The sequence below is a fragment of the Oceanobacter antarcticus genome, from assembly GCF_044962685.1.
In the GTDB taxonomy this organism is placed as follows: Bacteria; Pseudomonadota; Gammaproteobacteria; order Pseudomonadales; family Oceanobacteraceae; genus Oceanobacter; species Oceanobacter antarcticus.
Map to the genome: position 1 here is coordinate 1 of NZ_JBBKTX010000116.1, position 243 is coordinate 243.

Annotated in this window: 1 protein-coding gene; it reads left to right on the plus strand. The window is 42.0% G+C overall.

Annotation, left to right across the window (positions count from 1 at the left end; translation table 11 throughout):
- Positions 1–9 precede the first annotated feature (9 nt).
- A complete protein-coding gene (locus tag WG929_RS21160; RefSeq protein ID WP_416207645.1) occupies positions 10–156 on the plus strand; it encodes a hypothetical protein in 147 nt (48 codons plus the stop codon).
- Positions 157–243: the final 87 nt, after the last annotated feature.

The following is a 243-nucleotide window of genomic DNA, read 5'->3' on the forward strand; positions in this document are numbered from 1 at the left end:
TACAAACGCCTGGAAAAGCAGCGCTTTAAATGGCTAAAGCCGACCGACAGCGCCGCCATCTGTATTGACGGCTATCAACTGAATTTATTATTGGACGGTCTGGATATTTTTAACAATAAACTGCATGAAACCTTATTTTACACTGCCATGAATTAACCAGGGTTGGTATAATCCAACCCATGAAAACACCACCGACCGATCACTTGCCTGATGACATTTCTGCTCTAAAACAACAGCTTTTAG